At 64.6% G+C, this 22739-nt stretch carries 14 protein-coding genes; 13 read left to right on the top strand and 1 reads right to left on the bottom strand.

The window, feature by feature from the left end:
• Complete coding sequence (locus tag ASF90_RS04705; protein ID WP_193552592.1) at nt 1-3156, bottom strand: TonB-dependent receptor; 3156 nt, start codon at nt 3154-3156, stop codon at nt 1-3.
• Between the two features lie 372 nt (nt 3157-3528).
• Between ASF90_RS04705 and ASF90_RS24095 the strand changes: the two genes are divergently transcribed.
• From ASF90_RS24095 to ASF90_RS04645, 13 genes are all read left to right on the top strand, one after another.
• Nucleotides 3529-3762 carry a hypothetical protein gene (locus tag ASF90_RS24095; RefSeq protein ID WP_156364956.1) on the top strand — a complete coding sequence of 78 codons (234 nt, stop codon included), beginning with the start codon at nt 3529-3531 and terminating at the stop codon, nt 3760-3762.
• A gap of 862 nt (nt 3763-4624) precedes the next feature.
• Entirely contained in the window at nt 4625-5365 is a 741-nt protein-coding gene (locus ASF90_RS04700; protein ID WP_005992624.1) for a flagellar motor protein, read from the top strand.
• Nucleotides 5366-5373: 8 nt separating this feature from the next.
• Nucleotides 5374-6348: a flagellar motor protein MotD gene (motD, locus tag ASF90_RS04695; RefSeq protein WP_055846606.1), complete on the top strand. Its 975-nt coding sequence runs from the start codon at nt 5374-5376 to the stop codon at nt 6346-6348.
• Between the two features lies 1 nt (nt 6349).
• Nucleotides 6350-7132, top strand: coding sequence for a ParA family protein (locus ASF90_RS04690; protein WP_055846604.1), 783 nt, complete (start codon nt 6350-6352; stop codon nt 7130-7132).
• Nucleotides 7129-8427 (top strand): chemotaxis protein CheW, encoded by a 1299-nt coding sequence (locus ASF90_RS04685; RefSeq protein WP_055846601.1) that lies wholly within the window; start codon nt 7129-7131, stop codon nt 8425-8427. The genes ASF90_RS04690 and ASF90_RS04685 overlap by 4 nt, the downstream gene beginning before the upstream one ends.
• Before the next feature lie 97 nt (nt 8428-8524).
• A complete protein-coding gene (locus tag ASF90_RS04680) occupies nt 8525-8833 on the top strand; it encodes an STAS domain-containing protein (protein WP_055846598.1) in 309 nt (102 codons plus the stop codon).
• Nucleotides 8830-9195 carry a response regulator gene (locus ASF90_RS04675; RefSeq protein ID WP_002806565.1) on the top strand — a complete coding sequence of 122 codons (366 nt, stop codon included), beginning with the start codon at nt 8830-8832 and terminating at the stop codon, nt 9193-9195. Before ASF90_RS04680 ends, ASF90_RS04675 begins: the two co-directional genes overlap by 4 nt.
• A 33-nt stretch (nt 9196-9228) precedes the next feature.
• The gene (locus tag ASF90_RS04670) at nt 9229-11232 is read left to right on the top strand and encodes a chemotaxis protein CheA (RefSeq protein ID WP_055846596.1); all 2004 of its coding nucleotides are present in this window, start codon (nt 9229-9231) and stop codon (nt 11230-11232) included.
• Between the two features lie 245 nt (nt 11233-11477).
• Complete coding sequence (locus tag ASF90_RS04665) at nt 11478-13748, top strand: methyl-accepting chemotaxis protein (RefSeq protein ID WP_055846593.1); 2271 nt, start codon at nt 11478-11480, stop codon at nt 13746-13748.
• Nucleotides 13749-14131: 383 nt separating this feature from the next.
• A complete protein-coding gene (locus ASF90_RS04660) occupies nt 14132-16402 on the top strand; it encodes a methyl-accepting chemotaxis protein (protein ID WP_055846590.1) in 2271 nt (756 codons plus the stop codon).
• Nucleotides 16403-16699: 297 nt separating this feature from the next.
• Nucleotides 16700-17233 carry a hypothetical protein gene (locus tag ASF90_RS04655; protein ID WP_055846611.1) on the top strand — a complete coding sequence of 178 codons (534 nt, stop codon included), beginning with the start codon at nt 16700-16702 and terminating at the stop codon, nt 17231-17233.
• Between the two features lie 301 nt (nt 17234-17534).
• Complete coding sequence (locus tag ASF90_RS04650) at nt 17535-19712, top strand: methyl-accepting chemotaxis protein (RefSeq protein ID WP_055846587.1); 2178 nt, start codon at nt 17535-17537, stop codon at nt 19710-19712.
• Nucleotides 19713-19903: 191 nt separating this feature from the next.
• Entirely contained in the window at nt 19904-22693 is a 2790-nt protein-coding gene (locus ASF90_RS04645) for a methyl-accepting chemotaxis protein (RefSeq protein WP_055846585.1), read from the top strand.
• Nucleotides 22694-22739: the final 46 nt, after the last annotated feature.

Genomic DNA, 22739 nt, shown 5'->3' with positions numbered 1-22739 from the left:
CTAGAACTTGTAAGTCAGCCCCAAGTACGCCAGCCGGCCTGCGTATCCGCCGCTATAGAAGCGGGCTCGGGTGTCCTCGCCCAGGTGCGAGCGCGACTCCTGCTTGGTCAGGTTCAGCACCGAGGCGGTGAGGCTGAGCGCCGGGGTGATGTTGTATGCCGCGTTCACATCGATCTGGTAGTACGGCTCCTCAAAGACGTTCAACCCGTTGACCAGGCCTTGCACCAGCTCGCCACGACGGTTGTACGAGGCGCGCAGCAGCAGGCTATCGGCTTCGTAGAACACGGTGAGGTTGGTCTGGTTCCTGGCGCTGCCCGGCATGGACGTCTTGCCGGCCTCGGTGCCGTCTTCCAGCCGCACCGCCGCCTTGCTGGCATCGTTGTAGGTGTAGTTGACCTGCACGCCGAGGCCAAACGGCAGCGTGTGCTGCGCGTAGAGCTCCACACCTTGCGAGACCGCGTCCTGGCCGCCGGCCTGGGTGCTGTAGTTCTGCACGGTGACCGGTTGCCCGTCGACCATCATGTTGACGTCGCTGATCACGTCGACCGCGAAGTTCTCCACGTTCTTGCGGAACAGCCCCACACCCGCCACCGAACCCGGGTGGAAATACCATTCCAGCCCCAGGTCGAACTGGTTGGCCTTGTACGGCTCCAGGTTCTTGTTGCTGCCCGAGCCGTACCATCCCTGCTCGCTGGCACCGCCGGTCAGGCGCCGGTCGGCCACGTACTCGGGGCTGTAGAACTCCAGGCTGCCAGGCGCGGCGATGTCGTTGTAGCTGGGACGTGCGATCACCTTGGCGGCTGCCGCGCGCAGCAGCAGGTTTTCGGTCAGGTCGTAGGCCAGGTTGAAACTCGGCAACACGTCGGTGTAGTTGCGATCCAGCCCGCTGATTACGAACGACTCGGTGCGCTGCACGCTGTCGGACAAACGCCAGTAGCCTTCGGTCCCGCAATAGGTGTCGGCCGGGGCGCCGCTGGGCATGGCGGCGCCCTGCTGGCAGGCCAGCGGACTGCCGTCGGCGCCGTCGAAGAAATAGTCGTTGTAGGCGGTCACCTTGTCGGTGGAATCGGCACGCTGGCCGGTGCGCGCTACCCGCACGCCGACGTTGCCACGCAGCCGCTCGGTGTGGAAGTTGAGCTGCAGGTAGGTGGAATAGATCTCCTCGTCGACGTTGTAGACGAAGTTGTCTTCGCTGCGGGTCTGCATCGCGCCGTAGGTTTGGTTCAAGTAGCCGATGTAGCCAGGGAAGTTGATCGCCGGGAACGCGCTGGCGTTGACGCCACCGGCCAGGTTGTCCTGCGCGAACAGCAGGCCCGGCGAGAACTGCGTGGCGATGGCATTGCAGCGCCCGTTCCAGTAGCGGTTGTCGTAGTCGCCCGGATCGGTGCCAGGGCACACCCAGTAGTTGTTGCCGGTACTGCGGTGAATGCCGCCGTCGCGACGCTTGAGGCCGAACTGCAGCGAGTCGAAGACCTCGCCATCGAAATGCCAGGTGGTATCGATCTGCGCGTATTGCTGCTGATTGGTATTGCGGGTCCAGGACGAGCCGGTCGAGCCCAGGTCGACCTGCAGGATGCCGTTGCGCAGGTTCTGCATCAGCTCCGGCGAGAACGTCATGCTCGGTGTGCCAGTCAGGTCCCAGGCGCTGGCGAAGTTGCCGTTGGTCCAGCTGCCGTCGGCGTTCTGCAGGCGCGGCTTGATTGGCAGGGAGAACTGCAGCTCCGGCCCGCCCTTGGCCCAGGTGCGGCCAGCCTTGAACGACACGTCCACCTGCTCGCCACGCCATTCGCCGCCCAGGTCCACCGTCTGCGACTGCGACTTCTCGATGTTGTAGCTGCCGGTGATCTGCGGCGTCGGCACCGTGCAGTCATCCGAGCCCCAGCCGCCCGGCGGCAGGCCGGCTGCGGCGGCCTGCGCCTCGCTGCAGTAATACGTCTTGCCCGGACGCAGGCTGTAGGCGGCGCCAGTGACAATCGTGCCGCTGGGATCGAACTGCAGCCCGTCGAGCAGACGGCCGCCGCGCCAGTTGCCGTCGCCGTTAAAGCGGGCAATGTTCCACTCGGGGATCTTGATGGTATTGGTCTGCGAGTTCTGCGACAGATCGAAGCGGAAATAGTTCGCGGTCAGGGTCAGGTCGTCGGTTGGCTTGAACTGCAAGGTCAGCTGCCCACCCTTGCGCTCACGCTCCTCGCGTTTGGCATCCAGGCTGACCGCCGTCGGCATCATGAAACCCGTGGAGTAATTGCTGTTCTGGTCCCAGAAACCGGTACCGCCCCACCAGTTGGCGTTGAAGTCCGACGGATTTCCGTTCACGTCGACCGCCGGGCCGACTTCGTCGCGGCCGTACCACTGCCAGCTCTCGGTACTGGCATTGAGCGTGCGTGCGGTGCGCTTCTGCTGCGTGTAGCCAACAAAGACACCGAAGCGGTTGTCCTTGTCGTGCCAAGAGTACGAACCGGAGAACTGGCCGTCGGTCTTCTTGCTGGTATCGGACCAGGTGCCCTCGGCGGAAACGAAGCCGGAATGTGGTTCCAGTTCCAGCGGGCGCCGCGTCTGCAGGATCACCGTGCCGCCGATGCCGCCTTCGTCGATGCGCGCTTCCGGGGTCTTGTACAACTCCGCGCTGCCCAGCAGGTTTGACGGCAGCAGCGTGTAGTTGAACGAGCGCGTCGGGTCGCCGTTGGACTCGGCGGTGGCGATGTAGTTGCCGTTCAATTCGGTCAGCACCAGCTCCGAGGACAGACCACGCACGCTGACGTTCTTGCCTTCGCCGCCGTCGCGGCTGATGACCACGCCGGGCACGCGCTGCAGTGCATCGGCCACGTTCTTGTCGGGGAACTTGCCCACGTCCTCGGCGGTGATCACATCGACCACGGCGTTGGCGTTGCGCTTCTGCTCCAGGCTTTTTTCGATCGCGTAGCGGTAGCCGGTCACCGTCACAGCGTCCAGCTCCGTGGCCTGCACCTCGGCCTGGCCTGCGGGCGCCGGCGTGCCGTCGGCCTGCTGGGCGGAGACGGTGGCGGAGGCGGCGCTCGCGAACAAAGCGATGGCGATACCGGCGGACAAGGTGCTGCGGTTGCGTGCGAATGGCATGCAGTTCATTTCGATCATGTTCTCCCAATAGTGATCGGCTTCGGCGGCTTTGTATCGATCCAACGATCGGACAAGAACACCGCGCGAGTGACGCAAAAATATCCGGCGCCGTTGCGGCGACCCGGTTTCCCTCCTCTTCTCTCCCCTTCTGCGCGGATGCGATTAGATCGTTCTAATGCAAAGGAAAACTAAGTATCACAGCCCATGCGCCAGCGCATTCTGCCGCGCAGCAGGCCGCAGCAATACAAGCGCCACGATGCGCGGTCGGGCTCGCCACGCTTGCATGCAGCACGGCACAGCCTGCTGCGTCGTCGGTAGCAGCAGCTCGATCGCCGCCAGCAAAACGCCCTCGCCCGCATCCGCGCGCAAGCGGTACCGAAGCGCCTGCGCACTCCCCATCATTTTCAACCGGGCTCAGCCAGAAGCAGGATCGATATGAGTGTTGAAACATTCCAGGACATGGCCACCACACGCCTCTTGGCTGCCATCGCCACGGCAATTCTGATACCGCGAGCATTCTTTATCGCTTGTGATTGCCTGGGCGTTCGATCAATGAATCTGACCCCGATCACGGCCGCACCGATGGCTCCACTGAAGCATTGCACGCAGTCGCGTCAACTGATTGCCGGGTATTCCGGGAGCCTGGCTCCCACCTTGCCGCCGCAATGACGCATGAAACGACTCACCCTCCTGTGGCTGATTGCGCATACGTTTTGTCGGCTGCTCTGAGGCCCGCCGGCACCCTGCGCCGCTGCGCGCGGCTGCACGTTGATTTCGGCCTCGGTGCGGTTGGGCAAAGTTGTCAGGTCGCAAGTGGCCTGCGGCGCGAGCCAGGATGCCGCGTCGCTACCGACGTGGCGCGCGAGTCGCGCAGCGGTATCGGCAGTTTACGATCCGGGTTGCCTGAGTAATGACAACGGCCGCACACAGCGGCCATTGTCGTTTCCGTAGATCTTGCTGCGCGCAGGTGCGTGACGAACTACATTCCGTACAACCTCGGCCCAAAGGTGGCCCGTACCCTCACCCCAACCCCTCTCCCGCAAGCGGGAGAGGGGCTTGTGCAGACGACTTCGTCCTTCTCCCACGGTCGGAGAGGGTGCCCGAATGGCATGCGATTTCATTCTTCTCCTGCATGCGTTCGTCCCTTCCCTCGCGTGCGGGGGAAGGTGCCCGAAGGGCGGATGGGGGCGGCATCGCCGACAGGGATCCGGCCGACAGTCGATCAACACAGACTCCCCCCCGATGAAAACGCACCAGTCTGTTTGCATTGGCAGAGTGGTCACGATGCGCTACCGGCTCCCATGACGCGCAAGCTGCGCACCGGAGCCCGCCAGCTCAACCCCGAGGTGCCCGTACCCTCACCCCAACCCCTCTCCCGCAGGCGGGAGAGGGGCTTGTGCAGAACCGGCTCCAATGACGCGCACGCGGCGCGCACGCAAGGAAGCGGGCGCAGACCCCAGAACGACAACTTTCTGGCGCGCCAACCGCCCGCCTCTATCAAGTCCGCCGCGCCTGGGCCGATACCGCTTGCATGGACAGACTGAGCATTATCGGACTGGTGCTGGCGATCGTTGCGATCGTGGGCGGCAGCGTGTTGAAAGGCGCCGGCATTTCGTCGCTGTGGTCGCCGGCTGCCTTCGTGATCGTGATCGTCGGGACGGTAGCGGCGATCCTGCTGCATACCTCGCCGGCAGTTTTCCGGCGCGCGTTCAAGATCCTGCGCTGGGTGATCCAGCCGCCGGCCAGCGATCGCCCGCAACTGGTGGCGCGGATCGTGGAATGGAGCAACATCGCGCGTCGTCAGGGCCTGCTGGGCCTGGAAGACCAGCTGCCGCGCCAGAGCGATGCCTTCCTGCGCAAGGGCCTGCAGATGCTGGTCGACGGCGTGGAGCCCGAATCCATGCGGCATATGCTGGAAATCGAAGTCGATAACCAGGAGCGTCAGGATCTTGCCGCGGCCAAGGTGTTCGAGGGCATGGGCATCTATGCGCCCACGCTGGGCATCATCGGCGCGGTACTCGGCCTGATGGCGGTGATGAAGAATCTGGCCGACCCGGCCATGCTCGGCCACGGCATCGCGGCGGCGTTTACCGCCACCATTTACGGCATTGCCTCGGCCAATCTGCTGTTTCTGCCGGTGGCGGCCAAGCTCAAGAGCGTGATCCATTGCAGCACCAACGAGCGCGAAATGGCGATCGAAGGGCTGATTGCGATCGCTCAGGGCGAGAACCCGCGCAACATCGAGTCGAAATTGGCAGGCTACTTGCATTAGAGCTTGCTATGGCCCGTCGTCGCAAACACCACGAAGAACATGGCAACCACGAAGCGTGGGCGATTCCGTACGCCGACCTGATGACCTTGCTGCTCGCATTTTTTGTGGTGATGTACGCCATCTCCTCGCTCAACGAGGGCAAGTACAAGGTCATGGCGCAGGCGCTGACCAGCGCGTTCGGCGGCTCGTCCACCAACGCCAGCCCGGTGCAACTGGGCAAGACCCAGAGCCTGGGCGCCGATTACGACCGCCCGTCGGTGATCAAGGCCGGCGCGCCGATGGCTGCATCCAACGGCCCCACCGACCCCACCCTGCTGCCGTCGATGGCCGCGCAGATGCGCATGCCGGTGTCGCTGCGCAATCAGACCCAGCTGGCGCGTGCGCAGCGGCAGATGGACGCGGTTGCCGAACAGCTGAGCAAGACGCTGTCGCCGCTGATCGACAAGAAACTCATCACCATCCGCCGCAACGATCTGTGGATCGAAGTGGAGATCAACAGCGACATCCTGTTCGGTACCGGCTCGGCCACCCTCGCCGGCGGCGCCCGCGGAACGCTGTCCACGTTGGCGTCGGTGCTGCGCGATGCGCCCAACGGCGTGCGCGTGGAGGGCTATACCGACAACCAGCCCATCGCCACCCTGCAGTTCCCCTCCAATTGGGAGCTGTCGGCGGCGCGTGCGGCCAGCGTGGTGCACCTGTTTGCCGACGATGGCATCGCCCCGCAACGATTGGCGATGGTGGGCTATGGAGAATTCCGCGCACGTGCCGATAACACAACCGAGGCGGGACGGAATGCGAACCGGCGTGTGGTGTTGATCATCCTCGCTGACTCAGCTGGCTCACTCGCACCCGATCCGCCATCGCAGTTGCACGCGACCGCCGCCGGGGCGCCAAAGCTTCCCAAGTCAGACGGCGGCCAAACGGCCGTCACCACCGAAAGCGGCACAAGTTCCGTCCCCGCCGTAATTGAAGGAGTGCAGTGAGATGCGTATCTGGGCAATCGCCAACCAAAAGGGCGGCGTAGGCAAGACCACCACGACGCTGGCGCTGGGTCGCGGCTTGGCCGCGCTCGGCCATCGGGTGTTGTTGATCGACCTCGACCCGCACTCCTCGCTCACCCGCGCGTTCGGCGTGGCGGTCGACCCGCCGCCGCGCGGGGTACTGGATCTGTTCGGCACCCCGCCGAGCGATCTGGCCAGCCTGGCGCACGAAAGCAGCATCCCCGGTCTGTCGTATGTGTGCGCGCAAGCCGCACTGGCCACGCTGGAGCGCCGTAGCGCCAATCAACCCGGCCTGGGCCTGGCATTGCAGAACGCCATGACCCGCCACGCTGGTCAACACGATTACATCCTGCTCGACTGCCCGCCTACGCTCGGCCTGCTGATGATCAACGCGCTGGCCGCCTGCGACCGCGTGGTGGTGCCGACCCAGGCCGAGCCGCTCGCGCTGCATGGCCTGGCCAGCATGGTGCGCACCGCCGACATGGTGCAGCGTTCGCGTCGCCGCGAGCTGCCGGTGTCGATCCTGCCGACCTTGTTCGACCGCCGCACCCGCGCCGGCAACGAAACGCTCAAAGAAATGCAGACCACCTACGGACCGGTGGTGTGGGAAGACGCCGTTCCGATGGACACCCGTATTTGCAATGCCGCCGCACTGACCGTCCCCGCCACCGGCGCCGATTATCAGGGCCGCGGCCTGTCCGCCTATCGCCGCGCGCTGGAATGGGTGCTGGCCGATGACGCGATGCGTATGGAGCAAGCCGCATGAGCAACCACACCGCCAACGGTGAGCTGGACGATTATCTGGAAGGCTTGCTGCACGATGCCGGCGTAGAGATGCCCGCCGCCGTCGCGAGCACGCCTGCCGCTGCAACCCTGGCCGCTGCGCCCGCTGCCGCGCTTGCCACGATCGAAGAGACCGACGTCGCTGTCGCCGAAGCGCCGGTTGCCGTTGCCGCAACGCCAGAAGTCATCGCCGCCGATCTGCTGGCCGACCTGCGTTCGGACCCGGCACTGGGTGCGCCCGTGATCGCCGCACCGAGTGCTGCTGACATCGCTGCCGATTTCCTGGCCGAGATGGATGCCGACCCGGCGTTCGGGCCGCCCGTGGTCGCCGCACCGAGTGCTGCCGATATCGCCGCCGATTTCCTGGCCGAGATGGACGCCGACCCGGCATTCGGGCCGCCCGTGGTCGCCGCACCGAGTGCTGCCGACATCGCTGCCGACTTCCTGGCCGAGATGGATGCCGACCCGGCATTCGGGCCGCCCGTGGTCGCCGCACCGAGTGCTGCCGACATCGCCGCCGACTTCCTGGCCGAGATGGATGCCGATCCGGCGTTCGCCACTGCCGCGCCCAGCCCGTTCATGAGCACGGCCGATCTGATGGCCGAAATGGACGCCGACCCGGCCTTTGGCACCGCCTCCACTGCGGTGGACCTGCTGACTGCCGATCTGCTGGCAGAAATGGATGCCGACCCGGCGTTCGGGCTGGAAGCCGCACCGGTCGCCGTGCCGGCACCCGCACCCGCACCGCGTGCAGCACCGCCCCGCGCCGCACCGGCACCGGTATATCCGCAAGGCCTGCAGGCACTGCTTGCGCCTGGCCAGGCCGACAAGATCCATGCAGAGCGCCGCGCCAGCGAACGCAGCACCCGCTGGCTGCGTCTGCGCTGTGGCGAACAAACGTATGCGCTGGAATTGCTCAAGGTGCAGGAAGTGGTCTTGCCGGTACCGCTGTTGCCGCTACGCGGCACCGCCAGCGCCATGCTCGGCATCATGAATCTGCGTGGCCAGGTGGTGCCGGTGATCGACCTGGGCATCCATCTGGGCTCGTCGCCGGTAGATATGGACCTGCACACCCGCGTGGTGGTGCTGGAAGAAAACGGCGAAACCATGGGCCTGCGCGTGTCGGCCGTGGAAGACGTCACCAGCCTCACCGATCACCAGATCGAGCCGCCGGACAACGCACGCCTGTGCCGTATTTCCAACAACCTGTTCCGCGGTGTCGCCCGCCTGGGCCATCAACCGATGATCCTGCTCGATGCCACGCACCTGCTGCATTAACGCAGGGCTTGCACAATCTGGCGTGTCGCCGATTCACCGTTAAAGCTTTTCCGCCTTCCGCCGTTAGTACGCATAGAACCAGCCGTTCGGAGCAACAATGAGCACAGTGACATTGGGTGAGGATCTCGGCATCGAGACCAGCGCCGACCTCAAGCAGAAGCTTGCCGAATTCCTCACCCAGGGCGGCGACCTGGTGCTTGATGCCGGTGAAGTCCGCCGTATCCACACCGCCAGCGTGCAGTTGCTCTGCGCCTTTGTGCAAACCCGCCGCCAGGCCGGTCTGCACACCGAATTCGATGGCTGCAACGACACCTTTAGAGATGCGGCACGTCTGCTCGGCGTCACCGACGCACTGGGACTTTCCGCATCCAATGACAACCTGAAATCTGTGGAGAACGCCGCATGAGCGCACGTATCTTGGTGGTGGACGATTCGGCGTCAATGCGCCAGATGGTCTCTTTCGCCCTCACCTCCGCCGGCTTTGCCGTCGAAGAAGCCGAAGACGGCGCCGTTGCGCTGGGCCGCGCGAAGGGCCAGCGCTTCAATGCGGTGGTCACCGACGTGAACATGCCCAACATGGACGGCATCTCGCTGATTCGCGAGCTGCGCCAGCTGCCGGACTACAAGTTCACTCCGATGCTGATGCTCACCACCGAATCGGCGGCCGACAAGAAGTCCGAAGGCAAGGCCGCCGGCGCCACCGGTTGGCTGGTCAAGCCGTTCAATCCAGAACAGCTGATCGCCACCGTGCAGAAAGTTCTCGGTTAATCCTTACTCGCTTCACCATCGGATCTCACGCCCATGAGCATGGACCTGCAACGTTTCCACGCCACCTTTTTCGAGGAAAGCCGTGAAGGGCTCGACGCGATGGAGGCCGGGCTGTTGTCCCTTGAAGAGGGCAACCGCGACCCGGAAATCATCAACTCGGTGTTCCGCGCCGCACACTCCATCAAGGGTGGCGCAGCCACTTTCGGGTTCGAGGCCGTCGCCGGCCTGACCCACGTGCTGGAGACGCTGCTGGACGAGTTGCGCTCCAACAAGCGCCAGCTCGAACCCAATGCGGTCGATGCCATGCTCGGTTCGGTCGATGTGCTGCGCGCCCTGCTGCGCGAAGCCGAACACGGCACTCCGGCCGACCCGGCCGCGGTCAAGGCCGTACATACGCGCTTGAACGCGGTGCTGGCCGGCGAAGCGCCGGTTGCGGTGGTGGTCGCCAAGCCGAAGGAAGAAGAACCCGAAGCCTGGCACATCGGTTTCACCCCGGCGCCATCGCTGTTCATGAGCGGCAACGATCCGCTGCGCATCATCCGCGAGCTGGAGCATCTTGGCCCGCTGCAGATTGCCGCCCGTCTGGAGCGCATGCCGGGCTTTGAAAGCATCGACCCGCTGGAAGCCTACCTGGCGTGGGATCTGGGCCTGATCGGCAAGATTCCGCGCAGCAAGATCGAAGACACCTTCGCCTGGGTGGTGGACGATTGCGAGCTGGACATCCGCCCGATGGCGGTGCCAGGCCCGCCGCCGAGCCTGGCGGTAGACGCCGCAGCGCCAGTGGCGGCCGTTGCACCGGCCGCTGCAGCAGCCGCTGAGCCTGCCGCTGCTGCTGCGACGCCAGCCAAGGCCGCTGCTGCAGAAGCCGAAAGCTCCATCCGCGTCAGCGTCGACAAGGTCGATGCATTGATCAACCTGGTCGGCGAGTTGGTGATTACGCAGGCCATGCTCAAGCAGGTCTCCACCGGTCTGGACCCGGCGCATGCCGAACAGCTGTTCGCCGGTCTGGATCTGCTCGAGCGCAACACCCGCGATCTGCAGGAAGCGGTCATCGGCGTGCGCATGCTGCCCGTCGATGCGGTGTTCCGCCGCTTCCCGCGCCTGGTGCGCGACCTGTCCAGCCGTCTCGGCAAGCAGGTGCGTCTACGCACCATTGGCGAAAGCACCGAACTGGACAAGGGCTTGATCGAAAAGATCGCCGACCCGCTCGTGCATCTGGTGCGTAACTCGATCGACCATGGTCTGGAAATGCCCGATGCGCGCCGCGCCTCCGGCAAGGACGAAACCGGCACGATTACCCTGGCGGCCTCGCATCAGGGTGGCCACATCGTGATCGAAGTCAGCGACGACGGCCGTGGCCTCAATCGCGCCAAGATCCTGGAAAAAGCGGCCGAACGCGGCATCGCCGTGCCGGACAACCCGACCGATTCGCAAGTGTGGGACCTGATCTTCGCACCGGGCTTCTCCACCGCCGATGCGGTCACCGATCTCTCCGGTCGTGGCGTGGGCATGGACGTGGTCCGCCGCAACATCCAGGGCCTGGGTGGCGAAGTACAGCTGGAAAGCAGCGCCGGCAGCGGTACCCGCGTGCTGATCCGTCTGCCGCTGACCCTTGCCATTCTGGACGGAATGACCGTCTCGGTGGCCGGCGAAACGCTGATCCTGCCGCTGTCCTACGTGCTCGAAGCGCTGCAGCCGGCCGCCGAAGACGTCCGCTCGATGGCAGGCGAAGGCCGGGTGCTGCGAGTGCGTGGCGAGTATCTGCCGATTCTCTCGCTCACCAATTACTACGGATTCGGCGGGCAACAGTCCTCGAAGGAACCGCTGGTGGTGGTGGTCGAAGGCGACGGCCAGAAGATCGCGCTGGAAGTGGACGAACTGCTTGGCCAGCAACAGGTTGTCGTCAAGAACATCGAAAACAACTACCGCCGCATTCCAGGCGTCTCTGGCGCCACCATCCTGGGCGATGGCCGTGTGTCGCTGATCGTGGATATCGGCGGACTGGTGCGCTCGTTGAAGGTGCCGCAGGCAGCGTAAGGCAACATCCCGCGGCACGGATGCCGCGGCGCAACGCTCTTAACGCGATCGATGAGCGATCGGGGTTGGAGAGATCGCCGGCAGTATGGGGGCTGCCGGCATCAGCAATACCCGTCCGGCCCGACACGACCGACGGAAAATCTGGCCCTTCGTCCGGATCGTTCGACTCAGCCATCATCTTGCGCGCCCGCATCTTGCCGGCCGCCCGTGCGGCCAGTCGCTCTCTGCAACATGAGATGACCGCTATGAACTGGTTTCGCAATCTTGCCGTCGCGCGCAAGTTGGCCGTGGCGTTTTCGTTTACCGCACTGATCACCGTGAGCCTTGGCGCGTTCGCATTGGTGCGCATGCAATCCAGCGCGCAGCTATTGCGCGACATCGGTAATGTCTGGGCGCCGGCGGTGCAGCAGTTGAGCGAAATGCGCGCCCTGCTCGGCGAATTCCGCACCTACGAACTGGCCCAGCTGGCACATGCCGACGACCCGAAGGCAGTGCAGAATTATTTCGAGCGTATGGACAAGGCGCGCGCCGACATCGATGTCGCACAAAGCGCTTACGCCAAGACCACCACGCCCGGCAAAGAGGCCGAGCTATACGATGCGGTCAAGCTGAAACTGGCTGATTACTACAAGGCCAACGCTGCGCTCAGCGCCGCCATACGCGCCGATGATCTGGCCACCGCCAATACCGTATCCGACGAGCAATCACGTCCGGCGCGACGCGAACTGTTTGCCAAACTCGTTGAGCTGACCAAGTTCAACAGCGCGCAAATGACCAGCGAAATCGCAAAAGCCGAAGCCACCTACCAGCACTCGGTGCAGGTGATGATCGCGGCGATGACGCTGGTGGTGTTGCTGGCCGCCTTCGCCGGCTGGTTCATCGCACGCAGCATCGCTGGCCCGCTCGGTCGCGCTACCCGCGTGGCCGGCGCCATTGCGCAGGGCAAACTGGACAACACCATCCAGGTCGATAGCCGCGACGAGGCCGGTCAGTTGCTACACAGCATGCAAGGCATGCAACAGCAGCTGCAGGCCGTGCTGGCCGCGCAATCGGACATGGCGCAGCGCCACGACGCCGGCCAGATCAGCTACCGCATGGACGCAGACGCATTTCCTGGCGACTACGGCACCATGGTCCGCGATACCAATGCCCTGGTCGGCTCGCATATCGCGGTGAAGATGCAGCTGACGCAGATCATGTCGCGCTATGCCATCGGTGACCTGAGCCAGGACATGCAACGGCTGCCCGGCGAAAAGGCCGTGCTCACCGACACCATGGACACGGTCAAGGCCAACCTGTCGGCGATGAACAGCGAGATCAAGATGCTGGCGCAGGCCGCCGCCAATGGCGACTTCAGCGTGCGCGGCGATGCGCAGCGCTTCCAGTACGACTTCCACGCGATGGTGGCGAGCCTCAACACCTTGATGGCCACCTCCGATACCAACCTGCGCGCGTTGTCGGGGGTGTTGCAGGCGATTGCAGCCGGCGATCTGACAGCGCAGATGCACGGCGAGTTCAATGGCGTGTTTGCGCAAATGCGCGACGATGCCAATGCCACCACCGAGCAGTTGTCGGGCATCGTCGGGCGGATTCAGCACGCCACCGTGTCGATCAATGCCGCGGCCAGCGAGATTGCCGCCGGCAACCAGGATCTGTCGCAGCGTACCGAACAACAAGCGGCCAACCTGGAAGAAACCGCCGCCTCGATGGAGGAGCTCACCTCCACCGTCAAGCAGAACGCCGAGCATGCGCGTCAGGCCAATCAGCTCGCCATCGGCGCAGCGACGGTGGCCTCGCAAGGCGGCGATGTGGTCGCGCAGGTGGTCACCACCATGTCCGGCATCGAGGTGTCGTCGAAGAAGATCGCCGAGATCATCTCGGTCATCGACGGCATCGCTTTCCAGACCAATATCCTGGCCTTGAACGCAGCAGTGGAAGCGGCGCGCGCAGGTGAGCAAGGCCGCGGGTTTGCCGTGGTTGCTTCCGAAGTGCGCACATTGGCGCAGCGCTCTGCCGGTGCCGCGAAAGAGATCAAACACTTGATCGACGACTCGGTCGGCAAGGTCGCCGAAGGCTCGCTGCTGGTGGACCAGGCCGGCAAGACCATGGCCGACATCGTGGCCAGCGTGCAGCGCGTCACCGACATCATGGGCGAGATCTCTGCAGCATCGCAGGAGCAATCCAGCGGGATCGAGCAGGTCAACCTCACCGTGACGCAGATGGACGAAGCCACCCAGCAGAATGCCGCGCTGGTGGAAGAAGCCACCGCTGCCGCACGTTCGATGGAAGAACAGGCCGGCCAGCTGTCCGACGCCGTAGCGATCTTCAAGCTGCAGCCCACCGCTTCGGTGACGATGGCACCGGCGCGCCCCGCCCCGACAGCGCGCAAGCCGCTCAAAACGCCTGTGGCCAAGCGCGCTGCCGCCACCGCCGCACCGGCGAGCAAAATGAAAACCGTGGCACGCCCTACCCTGGCAGCCGCCTCCGGTGGGGACACCAGCTGGCACGAGTTCTGAGGTCTTGCGCGACATCGGCTGCGGTTACGCAGCCTGCACCACCAAGCCCTGGCAGCGATGCCGGGGCTTGTGCGTTTCTACGGGCATGCAGGAAGCCGCTTGTGGTCTCGCGCCTCCAGTAGCAGCACGCGATGCTGCCGTGGGAAACCACGTGGCCCACAGCGCTCAGCAGCGCGCAATAGAAGGCTTGCAATGGCTTGCAAACCACGGTGCCTGTGTCATCCCCTTGCACGCGCCAGCGGCACTGCGCATCGCGCCAATGCGTCGTGTTGGCGTCGACCGCGCTGAACGCAAGCGTGCCAAGCGCGCCCGAGTGGCTTAAGAAACCCGGCGAGCGAACGCTACCGGTGTACCTCTTTCCCACCCTCCCTTAGAGAATCACCATGAAATTCCTGCACTCCCTGACCGTCGGGCGACGCCTGGCGTTGGCATTCGCGTTGCTGATCGTTTTGTTGGCCGGCTCCACCACCCTGGCGCTGTACGAATTCAAGACCGTCAAACACCAGGTCTCGATCATCATCGAGGTCAACAATCGCAAGGCCGCGCTGCTCAACCAGATGCGCGAAAGCAACATGCTCGGCGAGCGCTACATGCGCGACTTCATGCTGGCCGCACCGCAACAACTGCCCGCCGTCGATGCACAGCTCAAGGAAAATCGTGCGCATTACGCACAACTGTGGGCCGCGCTGCAGCAGCTGCCGACCAACACCGATGGCATGCGCGCGCGCCAGGCCATCCAGGACAGCCTCACCGCTGCCCGTGCCACCAACAACCGCCTGCTCGGCATGGTGCGCGATGGCAATCTCGACGGCGCCAAGCAGCTGTTGAATGGCGAAGCGCAGCCCTTGCTGCAACGCCGCTCCAAGGCGATCGCCGCGGCGGTGGAATTGCAGAACCAGCAGAACGCCGCCGGTGCAGACACGATCCTGAGCAGCGTGGCGCTGGCCAATCGCGCCTTGATCGCCTTCGGCCTGTTGTCGGCCGGCCTGGCCGCTGCACTGGCGTGGCTGATTTCGCGCAGCTTGGTGCGCCCCTTGCGACAGGCCACCCAGGTGGCCGAGGCGATCGCACACGGCAAGCTGGATAATCCGATCGGCCCGCAGCCGCGCGACGAGCCTGGTCAATTATTGACCAGCATGCGCGGCATGCAGGATCAACTCAAAGCCGTGGCCGCTGCGCAGCAAGACATGGCGCACCGGCACGACGCTGGCCAGATCAGCTTCCGCATGGATCAGGCGGCGTTTCCCGGCGAATACGGCAGCATGGTGCGCGACACCAATGCACTGGTCGCATCGCATATCGAAGTAAAGATGAAGCTGGCGCAGATCATGTCGCGCTATGCAATCGGCGACCTGAGTCAGGACATGGACCGCCTGCCCGGCGAGAAGGCCGTGCTCACCGACACCATGGATGCGGTCAAGCGCAATCTCTCGGCAATGAATAGCGAGATCCAGTTGCTCGCGCAGGCCGCCGCCAATGGCGACTTCAGCGTGCGTGGCGATACGCAGCGGTTTCAGCATGATTTTCTGGCGATGGTGGAAAGCCTCAACCAGTTGATGGCCACTGCCGACGGCAATCTGGGTGCGTTGTCCAAGGTGCTGCAGGCCATTGCCGCCGGCGACCTGACCGAGCGCATGCAGGGCCAGTTCCATGGCGTGTTTGCGCAGATGCGCGACAACGCCAATGCCACCACCGCGCAGTTGTCCGGCATCGTCGGGCGTATCCAGCTGGCCACCACATCGATCAATACCGCTGCCGGCGAAATCGCTGCCGGCAACAACGACCTGTCGCAGCGCACCGAACAACAGGCAGCCAATCTGGAAGAAACCGCCGCGTCGATGGAAGAACTCACCTCCACCGTCAAGCAGAATGCCGAAGGCGCACGCCAGGCCAATCAGCTCGCCATCGGTGCCGCCAACGTGGCTTCGCAAGGTGGCGAAGTGGTCAGCAAGGTCGTCGCGACCATGGCCGATATCCAAGCCTCGTCGAAAAAGATTGCCGACATCATCAGCGTCATCGACGGCATCGCCTTCCAGACCAATATCCTGGCCTTGAATGCGGCAGTGGAAGCAGCGCGTGCCGGCGACCAGGGGCGCGGCTTTGCGGTGGTGGCCAGCGAAGTGCGCACCCTGGCGCAACGCTCGGCCGGTGCGGCGAAAGAGATCAAGGACCTGATCGACGACTCGGTGAGCAAGGTCGCCGAAGGTTCGCGGCTGGTGGACCAGGCCGGCACCACCATGACCGAGGTCGTGGCCAGCGTGCAGCGCGTGACCGACATCATGGGCGAGATCTCCGCCGCCTCGCAGGAGCAGTCGGCCGGCATCGAGCAGGTCAACCTCACCGTGACGCAGATGGACCAAGCCACCCAGCAAAACGCCGCGCTGGTGGAAGAAGCCACCGCCGCCGCACGGGCGATGGAAGAGCAGGCCGGCCAGTTGTCCGATGCGGTGGCGATCTTCAAGATCCACCCCGGCCAGACGCAGCCGGCAACGGCAACCCGCTCTGCCCCGCAGCGGCTGGCAAGCGTTGCCTCGACGGGTGCGCCCCGCCACCTTGGATCTGCGAAAGCGAAGCCGGCGATCAAACCTACCATCGTCTCGCGCCCAGCCCTGGTAACGGCCACCGATAACCAGGCGAACTGGCGCGAGTTCTAAGCGCACGACGCTAACCCACCTCCCGCACGGAGGTGGATTCGGGTGAGGGGACGACTCAGCGTCACGGCACCAGTCGTCCTCACGCCGCCTCACCCAAATCCCCAGAACGCCCCGGCCAACCACCGGGGCGTTCTGCTATCCGGACGCTACAAACCCGCATCATCGGGCGCTTCACAACACCAACGATTCACCCGCCTGCGCTGCCGTTGGTCGAAAGGTGATCAAGCGCAAGCTTCTGCGGCCGATACACACAGCAATGAGGGCGGAAGCGCCCGCGCCATGTCGAAGGATGTCCGCATGCACACCGCCAATTCCATCCGCTCTGCCCGCAACATGCTGGGCGCCGCATTCGCCGTCGCCGTGCTGGCAGCGGGCGTGTCGTTGCCGCCCTCGTTTGCCGCACCGGCCGCACCGGTCTCCGTGCTACTGGACAGCGTGCCGGTGAGCGCACTGCAGTCGCTTGCCATCGACCTGGTGCAATTGCGCGACGACCAACGTGCACAGCTCGCCGCCGCGCACGATGCGGCCCGCGTGCAGGCCTATGACGAGCGCATGGGTAACCTGCGTCAACGCATCGCCCGGCATGCCGGCTATTTCCAGGCCACTGCGCCGCAGGGTGAGCAGGCGCGCCAGTTTGCAGTGGTGCAGCAGCAGCTGGGCCAGTACCTGGCGCAACAGCGTCTGGCCAATCGCGCCCTGCATGCCGGCGACCTGTACCAAGCGCAAGCCTTGTCGCTTGGCCAGCCCGGCGATACCCACCAGATACTCTGGACCGAGCTGCAGAACCTGCAGGCTTCGGTGACCAAGGTCGGCACGCCGCAGCACCGCTAAGCGCATTCCGGCGTGCGCCGATCGGCCGCAGTACGGCCACCGCCATCCCATCTACAACATGCTGTACCGCTTCACGTGATCTGCCTTGCAGCGGATCGTGCGCGCCGTGCCGTGCCTGCATATTTCCGCATGTAGGCGTCAACAGATGGCGCTGTCGCGACGCAGGCGATGGCGTGTCGCCCAGACGTCGGTGCGTTGCACGCCGTGCCGGAGCAACTGACGTCACGCAACGCTCAACATTTCTATTGCCGGGTCGCTATTCGACTTATCCCGGTCACAATCCTCTCGCTGGATACCTGTCATGACGTTCAAGAGCTCGCTCGCAAAGACGTTGGCCAATGTGCCGCTCAAGCGCAAATTCTTCGCCCAAACGGCGCTCGTTGCATTGGGCATCATCATCCTTGCCGTCATCGCGGCACGCATGCAGTACGTCGATCTCACCGATACGCGTCGCGACGGGCTCAAGAGCCAGATCGAAATGGCGATGGCGGTGGTCAACGGCTACGCCGAGCGCGCCGACAAGGGCGAGATGGATGTGGACGCCGCCAAGAAGGCCGCCTTGCACACCCTGTCCACCATGCGCGCGCGCGGTGGCGTGGACTACATCTACGTCACCGACCAGGCGCCGGTGATGCTGATGCATCCCACCCGCCCGGACCTCAATGGCAAGCCCCTGACCGATGTGCTGAGCCCGGACGGCAAGCGTATTTTTCCGGCGTTCGTGACCGCCGCGCAGGCTGGCGGCGGTTATGTCGATTACACCTGGGCCAAGCCCGGGCAGAAGGACCCGGTGCAGAAGACCTCGTATGCGGCGCTGTACAAGCCGTGGGGCTGGGTGATCGGCACCGGTGTGTATCTGGACGACACCCAGTCGCAGGCGCTGGCGTTTACCGGCATCGTGACCCTGGCCGGTGGCGTGCTGGTGCTGCTCAACCTGCTGATCGGCTGGATGATCGGCAACTCGATCCTGGAGCCGGTCTCGCGTGCATTGGCGGCGATCAAGGGCGTGGCACGTGGCGACCTGAGCGTGCGCACTGCCGAACATGGCAACGATGAAATCGGCCAGATGCTCAAGGCCACCGACGACATGGTGCACACCCTGGAGCGCTTCTCCGCGCAGACCAAGGTAATGATGCACATGCATGCCGGCGACGACGTCACCCACCGCATGCCGACCGATTTCCCCGGCGTCTATGGCGAGCTGGCCTCCGGCATCAACACCATGCTCTTCGAGCACCTGGATGCCATCGTCGATGCCATCGGCATCCTCAACGAATACGCACAGGGCGACCTGACGCGCGATGCGGTCCGCCTGCCTGGCACGCGTGCGGTCCTGCACGAAGCAGTCGACGCGGCCAAGGCCAGCCTGCTAGCGATCAACACCGAGATCAAGCGCCTGGCGCAGGCAGCGGCCAGTGGCGATTTCAGCCAGCGTGGCGATGCAACGCGCTTCAAGCACGATTCGGCGCGCATGATCAACGACCTCAACGCGATGATGGAAGTCAGCGACCGCAACCTGGGCAAGCTGTCCGAGCTGCTGGCCGCATTGGCCGAAGGCGACCTCACCGCGCGCATGGACGGCGAGTTCCACGGCGTGTTCGCACGCATGCGGGACGATGCCAACACCACGGCCACGCAGCTGGCCGGCATCGTCGGGCGCATCCAGCAGGCGGCCGGTTCGATCACCGGCTCGGCCAGCGAAATCGCCGCCGGCAACAACGATCTGTCGCAACGCACCGAGCAACAGGCCGCCAATCTGGAAGAAACCGCCGCCTCGATGGAAGAGCTCACCTCGACCGTCAAACAGAATGCCGAAAGCGCGCGTCAGGCCAACCAGTTGGCGATCGGCGCGGCCAGCGTCGCATCGCAGGGCGGCCAGGTAGTGAGCCAGGTGGTGGACACCATGTCCGGCATCCAGACCTCGTCCAAGAAAATCGCCGAGATCATCAGTGTCATCGACGGCATCGCGTTCCAGACCAACATCCTGGCATTGAACGCGGCGGTGGAAGCAGCGCGTGCCGGCGAGCAAGGCCGCGGCTTCGCGGTGGTCGCCTCCGAGGTGCGCACGCTCGCACAGCGCTCGGCTGGTGCGGCGAAAGAGATCAAACATCTGATCGACGACTCGGTCGGCAAGGTGGCGCAGGGGTCGGCACTGGTGGATCAGGCCGGCAAGACCATGGCCGACATCGTGTCCTCGGTGCAGCGCGTGACCGACATCATGAGCGAGATCTCCGCCGCCTCGCAGGAACAGTCGGCCGGCATCGAACAGGTCAATCTCACCATCACCCAGATGGACGAGAGCACCCAGCAGAACGCCGCGCTGGTGGAAGAAGCCACCGCTGCCGCCAATGCGATGCAGCAGCAGGCGCAGCAGCTGGACGATGCGGTGTCGACGTTCCGGGTGGTTGCTGTATCCGCTACTCAGCATGGCAATGCAGGCGTGCGCGCACCCAAGCGCGTGGCGTTGGCGTCTTACTAGAAGCGGCAAGCGCAAGACGCCGTCAGCGGCCGCAAGGCCGCTACGGCCCTCAGAGATGCCGTGTTCGGGAGGTACATGCCGCACCGAACAGCGCCCGCGCTGACCTGATCGCCGCCGAGTGAGTCTGTTGCGCGTCTTACCTGCACTCCCGCGCCCCAGCGGGCTCCTCCCCTTCTTTTGCAGCCACGCCCATGACCTCGCTTTCCACGCACTCACGTTTCGGCGGCCGCCTTGCGTACCGCCTGATGTTCGGCACTGCGGTCATCGCCTCGCTGTGCTTCGGCCTGACCGCGGCCATCACCTATTGGCAAAGCAGTCGTGCCCTGAGTGCGTCTGCCCAGGCCACGATGCAGAATGCCGCGCGCTACCAGGCCGAGCAGATCGGCAGCGAACTGGGTCAGGCACTGACCACCGGCCAATCGCTGGCCACCAGCTTGCTGGTGCAACGCGCCAATGGCGGCATCAGCCGCGATACGGCGGCTGCGGTAATACACGACCAGCTGCAGGATCACCCCGAGTGGGTGGGCATGGGCACGCTGTGGGAAGCGCAGGCCTTCGATGGCAAGGACAGCGACTTTGCCAACGCCAAGGGCCACGACGCCACCGGCCGGTTCATGACGTACTGGGGGCGCGATGGCCAGACGCTGGTGCGTGAGCCGCTCACCGATTACGAAACCCCGGGCCTTGGCGACTGGAATCTCAAGCCGCGCGCCCTGCTGCGGCAAACCGTTGCCGAACCCTACGACTACAAGATTGGCGGCAAGACGGTACTGATGACCACCTTGTCCACGCCAATCCTGCAGGACGGCAAGTATCTGGGTGCCGTGACCGTGGACGTGGCACTGGCTGCGTTGCAGCAGCGCCTGGGTGCATTGCGCCCGATGGACAATGGGTATGTCGAACTGCTGTCGCCCGCCGGCGTGGTGCTGTCATCGCGCGATACCGCGCGCATCGGCAAGCCGCTCACCGACGCGCGCCACCGCGCCATGCTCGATGCGATCAAGGACGGCAAGGATTCGGTGGATTTCACTCCCGATGCCGACGGCACGGTGAGTGCGTATGTGCCGCTGCAGATCGGCAAGGCGCAGGAGCGTTTTGCGCTGGGCGTGGTGGTGCCGTATGCGGCCATCATGCAGCAGGCGCATCACCTGCTGTGGACGATCCTGCTGGTGGGCCTGGGCTCGGCGGTGGTGCTCAGCGGTGCGTTGTTCCTGCTGCTGCGTCGCCAGGTGGTGCGCCCGCTGGAATCGGCAGTAGGCGTGGCCGATGCGATCGCCTCGGGCAAGCTCGATAACCACATCACCGTACAGCGTCGGGACGAAGTGGGCCGGCTGATGGGCGCCATGCAGCGCATGCAGGACGACCTGCGTGCGCGGATTGAACGCGACACCGCCATCGCCAACGAAAACCTGCGCATCCGCACCGCGCTGGAACACTCCGAGATGGAAGTGTTGCTGGCCGACGAACAACACAACGCAGTGTTCATTACCGAGGCGCTGCACACCTCGTTCAAGCACGGCGAGCCGGCTTTCCATGCCAAGGGCCAGACCGGCTTCAGCGCCGATGCGGTGGTCGGCAAGCCGCTGGACTACGTGTTCGGTACCGACAGCGAAGGCAAGGCGCGTGCGCAGCAGCTGCAGCAATTGCAGTCCACCACGTCGGAGCGCTACAGCTTCGGCCCGGTGACGCTGGATCTGACCATGACCCCGCTGTACGCGGCCGATGGTCATCGCAGCGGCAGCATGCTGCTGTGGCGCAATGTCAGCACCGAAGTCAGCACGCAGAAAGAAGTGGCGGCGCTGGTGCAATCGGCGTTGATGGGCGATTTCGGCCAGCGTCTGGCGCTGGACGACAAGCATGGGTTCTATCTGGAATTCGGCCGCCAACTCAACGGCTTGCTGGAAACCACCTCGCAAGGCCTGGAGCGTATTTCCAGCCTGCTCAGCGCGCTGGCCGAGGGCGACCTCACCGTGCGCATGGATGGGCAGTTCGCCGGCGTATTCGCACGCATGCGCGATGACGCCAACGCCACCGTGGCGCAGCTCACCGGCATTGTCTCCGGCATCCAGACCTCGGCCACGCAGATCAATGCGGCCGCCAGCGAGATCGCTGCCGGCAATAACGACCTGTCGCAGCGCACCGAACAACAGGCGGCCAATCTGGAAGAAACCGCCGCCTCGATGGAGGAGCTCACCTCCACCGTCAAGCAGAATGCCGAACACGCGCGCCAGGCCAACCAGCTGGCGATCGGCGCTGCCGATGTCGCCTCGCATGGCGGCGCGGTGGTGGCGCAGGTGGTCACCACCATGTCAGGCATCGAGGTCTCTTCGAAGAAGATCGCCGAGATCATCTCGGTCATCGATGGCATCGCCTTCCAGACCAATATCCTGGCGTTGAACGCGGCAGTGGAAGCGGCGCGTGCCGGTGAGCAAGGTCGCGGCTTTGCCGTGGTGGCCTCGGAAGTGCGCACGTTGGCGCAGCGCTCTGCCGGCGCCGCCAAGGAAATCAAACACCTGATCGACGACTCGGTGAGCAAGGTGGCGCAAGGCTCCTCGCTGGTGCATCAGGCTGGCACCACCATGAGCGAAATCGTGGCCAGCGTGCAGCGCGTCACCGACATCATGGGCGAGATCTCAGCGGCATCGCAGGAACAATCCAGCGGCATCGAGCAGGTCAATCTCACCGTGACGCAGATGGACGAAGCCACCCAGCAGAACGCCGCGCTGGTGGAAGAAGCCACCGCCGCCGCGCGTGCGATGGAAGAACAGGCCGGGCAGCTCACCGAAGCGGTCGCCGTGTTCAAACTCAGCCAGGTGGCCGCACCCGCAAGCGCTGCGTTTGCGGCCAAGCCGGCTGTCCGTGCCCTGCCCTCGTCCAAGCGCGCATCCACCGGCAGCACCCGCATCGCCGCACCTGCGCGCCAGTCGGGCAAGCCATCGGCCAACCCGGCCGGCAACGATAGCCAGTGGCAGGATTTCTAAAAGCAGCTCACAAAACCACCGTGCTCACCGCCAGGTGGGCGCGGCC

This window comes from Xanthomonas sp. Leaf148 (genome assembly GCF_001423585.1).
Lineage (GTDB): Bacteria > Pseudomonadota > Gammaproteobacteria > Xanthomonadales > Xanthomonadaceae > Xanthomonas.
This window is presented reverse-complemented; position numbering and strand designations above follow the sequence as displayed.